This is a genomic window from Streptomyces sp. NPDC001985, assembly GCF_040296845.1.
GTDB lineage: Bacteria > Actinomycetota > Actinomycetes > Streptomycetales > Streptomycetaceae > Streptomyces.
In genome coordinates this window covers 63,995-70,635 of the sequence record NZ_JBEOYB010000044.1, presented here as the reverse complement: position 1 = coordinate 70,635, position 6,641 = coordinate 63,995, and the positions used below count along the sequence as shown (strand labels likewise).

Below are 6,641 nucleotides of genomic sequence, written 5' to 3'. Positions count from 1 at the left end.
CCCCCCCCGCCCGCCCCCCCCCCCCCCGGGGGGGGGGGGGCCCGGGGGGGGCCCCCCCCCCCCAACCCCCGCGCCTCAAACGCCGGCGAGGCTGGGTTTGCTCAGGTCACCGACAACACTGGGGTTACCCAGATCCCCGGCAAAGCCAGGTTCTCCGGGGCGCGGGCGAGGCCCCGGGGCGGGCTGGTCGCCGACGGCTGGGGTATCCCAGCCCGTCCGGGGGCACCTCCCAGAGGCAGCTCTGAGGGAGATTGAGGACGGACCCCGCGCCACGGGCAGCCCGAACACTCCCAGCCCACCCGGCGCCCGAGAACACAACCCCGCACCCCGGAGGGGCACACCCAGCAGGGTCACGAGAACCCCGGGGGCTGGTCCGGGAGGCGGGCGATCGATTCGCGCAGCAGCTCACGGGCGGCCAGCATCCCCCCGACCCCCTCGAACATCGCCCGCACCGGCTCCAGCACCCTCCGCGCGTCCTCGTACCCCTGCCCCCGCAGCCCCCGCAGCCTCCCCGGGGAGAAGTCGAGCAGCGCGCTCGCCCCGCCCACCGGCCCCCCGGGGCCCAGCCCGCGCTCCGGGCGGATCTCGATGATCGACAGGTCGGGATGGTCATGCGCGTCCCACAGCACCCCGTGGGTGAGATGGACCACGATCACCAGATCGCACCGGGCGTGCCGGGCCAGCGCCCCGGCAGGGGTGTTGTCCGCGAGCCCCCCGTCCCGGTACAGCCGCTCCCCCACCCGGCGCGGCGGCAGGATCACCGGCAGCGCGGAGCTACCCAGCACCGCCTGATGGCGCTCCTCCTCGGGCAGCTCGTTGACATGGAGCCACTCGCAGCGGGCGCCGATCCGTGAGCGCACCACATCGACCGCCCAGCTCCACCCCCCGAGCAGCCCGGTCTCCTCCACCGCGGGGAACGCGGACACCCACAGCGGGGTCCCGTCGCCGAGCCGGGCCGCGTCGATGTGCGTGGTGACCAGCCGCTCCAGCGTCGACACCCGGACCACCGGCCCGGCGAGCCGCGGCGGCAGCAGCCGCAGCTGCTCCCAGGTGGTCTCCTCGGGCAGCTTCCCGGCCGCCGGGGGCACCTCGTCCGGGCTCAGCGCGATGACCTCGTCCCAGATCGCGGCGAGCGCGGCGGCCCCGCCGGTCAGATCGTCCGCGCAGGCGAGCACCGCCCCGTTGAGGGCGCCGATGCTGGCCCCGGCGATGGCGTCGACGGTGGCGCCGGCCTCCGCCAGATACTCCACGACACCCACGTGGTACGCGCCTTTGGCCCCGCCCCCGGAGAGCACCAGACCCACCCGGCCCGGGCGGCCGGCCGGCGCGGGCCGCTCCCCGGCGGGCTCGACGGCGCGGCCCGGCCCGGGTGCGGCGGCCACCGCGCGGGCGGCGGCGGCGAGTTCCGGCAGCCCGCTCATGGCAGCAGCCCGGCGGGAGCGGCCACGGTCCCCGCCCCGGGTGCGGCGCCGGGCGGCGCGCCGGGGGCGAGCCTGCCGCGCAGGGCCCGTGCCACGGCCAGCTGTTCGCCGACGGCCCGCTCCACGAAGGGGCGCGCGCTGCCGGCGCGCGGGGTCCACATCCCGTGGCGGCGGCTCACCAGCGCGTACGCGGTCTCGGCGGGCCGCGCCGGGCGGGCCGCGCCCGGGAGGGCCCACAGCTCCACGGTGGCGGCGGTCAGCGCGACCAGCGGCCCGGCGGGTGCCGCGAGCCCGGGTTCCAGCCCGCTGCCGAGGATCTCCGCGACCAGCCGCAACTGCCCCTCCGGCGTGTCCTCGCACGCCTCGTCCAGCAGCCGCGCGACGGTGAAGCCGCCCGTGGGGAGGTCCTTCGCGGAGTGCGCGAGGATCGCGTTGACCAGCCGCTCCCCGACGGTGTCGCGCGCGGGGTCCCCGATGAGCACCCCGGCGGGCCCGGTGGCGACCTCCTGCGCCAGCAGCACCACCTGGAGGGGCCACGGCAGCCGGCTGTAGGTCTGCCCCGCCTCCCACCGCCCCACCGACAACTGGAAGCTCTCCGCGGCGTCCTGCCGGCGGGCGATCAGTGCCTGCTGGTGCTCCACCGCCGCCAGCCGGTCCGCCAGCTCCACCAGCCGCTCCTGGCAGACCTCGGCGACCCGGGCCACCACATCCGCGAGCCGGGCCACCTGCGCGGAGGCGCGCTCCTCGGAGTGTTCGAACCGCCGGCGGGTCTCCAGCAGGCAGTCGGCGACCCGGACCAGCGCGAGATCGGCGTCCCGCACCTGGCCGGACAGCTCGGTGGCCCAGGTGATCAGAGCGCCCTGTCCGTCGATGAGCGCCTGCGCGGTGAGCAGTTCGCGCTGGCGCTCGCCACCGGTGATCCGGGCGAGCAGGCCCTGTGTCAGGGACTGTCCGCGCCGGTAGACGGTCAGATCCTGGGCCACCACCACGCTGTTGGCCAGCTCCAGCAGGATGCGGTCGGTGATCAGGGGCAGTTCCCGGACGACGCTTCGGGGATCGCTCACCACGGCGTCACCTCCATTCGATGGGCAGTCCTGCGTAGTGGTCCCGGGCGGCGTGCACCAGGCGGGCGCGGCGGCGCGCCAGGACGGTGACACCGTCGGGCGGGGCGAGGGGCGGGGTATTCGGCGGCGGGGCGGGCGGCGGGCCGGTGAACTCGCCGACCCTGGCCAGCAGCGCGGCGAGCGCCCACCCGCCGGGGCTCCGCGCCCGGTCCCGCAGATGGACGTCCATCAGCCGGGGCAGGCCGGAGCCGTCCCAGGACTGCCGGGCGAGGGTGTGCAGCCGCTCGGCGGGGAGCGCGGTGCGCTCCTGCCAGTCGAGCGGGAAGACGGTCCGCAGCAGCCGGTGGGCCGCCCCGGCGCCGTCGTCGCCGTCCTCGCCCGGCCAGAGCACCCCGGCGGCGGCGAGGGCCTGGTGTGCTGTCGTACGGACCGGGAGCGCGGGGTCCGGGCCGGGGGCGCACGGCACGGACCGGTTGACGACGGTGAAGGTCGCGCCCGGCCCCGGCCCCTCATCGGCGACGAGCCGGCCGGTCATGGCCTCGGCGGTGCTGCCGCGCCGGGTGGCGTCCGCGACGACCAGGACCTCGTGGGCCCGGCGCACCTCGGCCGCGACGAAGGGGCTGAGGAGTCCGGGCCGCAGCTCCTCGTCCGGGCCGGGGGTGTCGGCGAGCACCAGCCGTCCGCCGGCCGGGGCCGAGGTGAGCCAGGGCACGGGGACGGTCACCTCCGGCGCGCGCAGGGCTCCCGTCTCGCGCGCCATCTCCTCCTGCGGCAGGGCCAGGGCGGCGAGCCGGAGGAGGTCGTTCACCTCGGTCAGGGCGCCCCGGACTGCCTCCCGGCCGGTGACCCGGGCCGGGAGGTACGGCGTACCGCCCCGGCCGGCCCGGATCGCGACCGCGGCGAGCTGGGGATGGCGCCGGGTGGCGGCGGTCAGCGCGCTCCGCCGGGCGGGGGCGGCCAGCAGGGCGCCGAGGCAGGCGAGGACGGCGAGGGTGGCGGGGTGGAGGGTGAGCACGGGCGGGGCGGGGGGCGCGGAGCGCACGGGGACGACATGGGTGGGCAGGACGGTCATCGCGGGCCCGCGCGCCGGCAGCAGGTCCTGGCAGATGATCGCGTTGAGCAGCGTGGACTTCCCGGCCTTCATGGGACCGACCAGGGGAATGCGGTAGTCGAGCCGCCCGGCGGGCGCCTCGGCCAGCTCGGCGAGGAGCCGCGGCGCCCCGGGCGGGGGCTCGGTGCGCGCCCCGTCGCCCAGGGCCCGGACGGCGGCGGTGCGGAGTCCGCTGAGCATCCAGCACAGGGTGTGCGGCAGGGGCTCGACGGCGGACCGGGCCCCACGGCCCGTACCGGCGCCGGGGGCGTACGGCTCAGAGGCCACGGAGCTGCTCCAGCTCCCCCTGGAGTGCGCGCACCCGGGTGTGGAAGACATTGAGGGTCTCCCGCAGCTCGGCCTGTTTCCGCTCCTCCAGGGTGTTGTCCGCGGCCGACTGCTGGAGGATGGCCCGGTAGCGGTGGAGGAAGGCCTCGACCCGGTCGTAGTACTGGGCGATCTGGCCCGCGATCATCTCCCGGACATGGCCGTCGAGCGCGCCCTCGATCTCGTCGACGCAGGACTCGAAGGAGGCGCGGAGGCTGTCGGTGAGCACATCGGCGCGAACCAGATAGGTCTGCTCCTCACTGACCTCGGTGATGTTCATGGTGTAGGTGGTGGGCCAGAACCAGAGCCGGCGCCAGGAGCGGCGGTGCACCTCGCGCTGCACATCGCGGGTGACCTTCTTCGCTTCGGACTCGGGGGCGAGCGGGGCGACGGTGGTCTCGTTGCCCTGCAACTCCCATTCGGGGATGGTGAATTCGATGCTGAACTCGTCCTTGACCCGTTCGGCCGCCCGGCGGACCACCGGCCTGACGTACTCGCTCTCCTTGCGGACCTGGCGTTCGGCGGAGGCCCCGGCCGAGGACTCGACCTGCTTTCTGGCGCGTTCGAGGATCTCGTCGAGTTCCGCCTTGGGCCCGGCGGTCTGGAGGCGGATGCACTCCTCGGCTGCCTCGGAGGTGCTGAACTCCATCACTCCGGCGTCCCGTTGGAAGATCGACTTCAGGAAGTTCATGTCTCCCCAGCCCACGCCCTCGGGGCTGCGGGCGTCGGCCTTCATGTCGTCGCGGTGGTTCTTGATGACCCGCCGGCCGTCCTCGCGCGCGGCCTTGATCCGGCGGCGCAGCTCACCGGAGAGCGCGGTCGCCAGTGCCGCCGGGTCGGTCACCCGGTCGCGGAAGCCGGCGACGGCGCTCAGTTCGCCGGCGATGTGCCGGGCCGCCTCGTGGAGGTCGTGGGAGCGGCGGCCTATGAGGTCCCGCCGGGAGAGGGTGGCGTACTCCAGGTCCTGGAGTTCGGCGGCGGCCTTGTCCAGGGCGGCGCCGATGGCGAGCCGGAGCGCTCCCCTGCGCAGCCAGGCGACGGCGGAGGTCAGAAAGGCCTGGAGACGGCTGAACTCCCACGCCCGGTGGGCCACCCGGCGGAGCCCGCCGGCGCTGATGTCCTCCAGTTCCTCCTCCCAGTGCATGGGGTAGACGAGCTTGAGCAGCCGGGCGGCGCTGTCGTCGGAGGCGGGCTCGAACGCGGTGCCGCCGCCGCGCAGGGCCGCCAGGGTCTGCACGGCGGCGAGGGCCCACTCGGCGGAGGTGGTGAAGACCCGGTTCCGGGCGTCGTCGTCGGCCAGGCCCAGATGGGCGGAGACGGAGCGGACGATCCCGGCGTCGTCGAGGTCGGTCTCATGGCGTTTCTGGTCGATCTTGTTGACCACGGCGAAGAGCTTCCCGGGGCCGATCCTGGCGAGCAGGGGCCGCATCAGTTCGCGGATGCGGGCGTCGGACTGTCCGCCCATCTTGGTGTAGTCGAGGACGACCAGGACGATATGGCTCTCGCTGAGCTGGGTGCTGACGACGTCCCCGAGCATCTCGGACAGCTCGTACTCGTCGGGGCCCGGGGTGTCGATGACCACCAGATGGCCGGGGCCGCCGTCCTCGCTCTCCTGCGGGGACCAGTACGGCGTGCGGACGACGGGGACGTCGCTGAGACCGGCCCGCCAGTCCGGCGGCAGGACCCTTCCGGCGAGCCGCATCAGATCGTTGAGGAGGGTCAGCGCCTCCTGGACCCGGGCCCGGCCCTCGTAGCGCCGCAGGACCGGGGGGACCGCGCCGTCGGCGATGTCCCGGACCAGGGACCCGAGATGCGGGTACTGCTCGGAGACCCGGCCGGCGACGGCGGTGGTGAGCTGTTTGCGGAGCGCCTTGATGAGGAGGTTGAAGCGGTCCGCGTCCTCCTCCTTGATGTCCAGGACGGGGTTGAAGGGCTCGCCGCCGGGGCCGGCCGGGCCGAGTTCGGCGATCCTGCGCTCCAGCACGATCCGGGTGGGCAGGGTGGTCATGGCGGCGGCGCGGGCGGGCAGCAGCTCATAGCCGACGATGGAGTTGACCAGGGTGGACTTGCCCGCCTTCATCGGGGCGACCACCGACATCCGCAGTTCCCCGCCCCGCACCGCCTCCAGCTCCCGCCGCATGGCCGCGATGGAGCCGGCCTCGCCCTCCACATGGCCGCTCCAGCTGAGCTTGAGCTGTCCGGCCCGGACGAGCGTCTCCACGACCTGCTGGAGCAGTTCCACCGCGTCCGTGGCGCGGGCCGACTCCAGTCCTATGTCACTGTCGGCCCGGCCCTTTCCCGGGCCGCCTCCCCGGCCGTTCGCACGATCGTTTCGGCGATCGTTTCCGCGATCGCTTCCCGGGCCGGATTCCCGCCCGGATTCCCGCCCGGATTCCCGGCCGGCCTCCCGCTCGTTCCCCGCGTCGTTCCCCGAGCCGTTCCCCGCCGTCGAGCCATCCCGATCGGACACCGCTGTCCCCCCGCCTCCGGTGTGGTGCCGCGTCGGAGCAGGGCGCGGCAGCGGAGGGGTTCGGCCATGGCCAGAACCGCCTCCGGTTCTCACGGTAGCGGCCCAGCGGTGGCGGAATCAGACCTTCGGCATAGATGTATAAGGCCGGTGGAACCGGGCGCACCGCGCCCGCCGCCACCGGCGGGGTCCACCACGGCGGGCGGTCCCGTCACCGGACGGACTCGCCGGGACGGCGCCGGAGGTGCGGTCCGTGAGGGCGGCCCCGGGCC

Annotated in this window: 4 protein-coding genes; all 4 read right to left on the bottom strand. The window is 75.1% G+C overall.

The genetic code is table 11. The annotated features are described in order from the left end of the window. Positions 1 to 350 precede the first annotated feature (350 nt). Genes ABT122_RS20785 through ABT122_RS20770 form a run of 4 tightly spaced genes read right to left on the bottom strand, consistent with a single transcriptional unit; the run spans position 351 to position 6,144 of the window. Complete coding sequence (locus tag ABT122_RS20785) at positions 351 to 1,421, bottom strand: patatin-like phospholipase family protein (RefSeq protein ID WP_351554085.1); 1,071 nt, start codon at positions 1,419 to 1,421, stop codon at positions 351 to 353. Then, on the bottom strand, positions 1,418 to 2,485 hold the full coding sequence (locus ABT122_RS20780; RefSeq protein ID WP_351554082.1) for a diguanylate cyclase regulator RdcB family protein: 1,068 nt from the start codon (positions 2,483 to 2,485) through the stop codon (positions 1,418 to 1,420). The genes ABT122_RS20785 and ABT122_RS20780 overlap by 4 nt, the downstream gene beginning before the upstream one ends. Before the next feature lie 7 nt (positions 2,486 to 2,492). Further along, on the bottom strand, positions 2,493 to 3,863 hold the full coding sequence (locus ABT122_RS20775; RefSeq protein WP_351554080.1) for a P-loop NTPase family protein: 1,371 nt from the start codon (positions 3,861 to 3,863) through the stop codon (positions 2,493 to 2,495). After that, positions 3,853 to 6,144: a dynamin family protein gene (locus ABT122_RS20770; protein ID WP_351554077.1), complete on the bottom strand. Its 2,292-nt coding sequence runs from the start codon at positions 6,142 to 6,144 to the stop codon at positions 3,853 to 3,855. Before ABT122_RS20770 ends, ABT122_RS20775 begins: the two co-directional genes overlap by 11 nt. Positions 6,145 to 6,641 lie beyond the last annotated feature (497 nt).

What these genes read in the sequence shown, in the direction of transcription:
- ABT122_RS20785 (WP_351554085.1), bottom strand. Translation starts at nt 1,421, where the DNA reads ATGAGCGGGCTGCCGGAACTCGCCGCCGCCGCCCGCGCGGTGGCCGCC.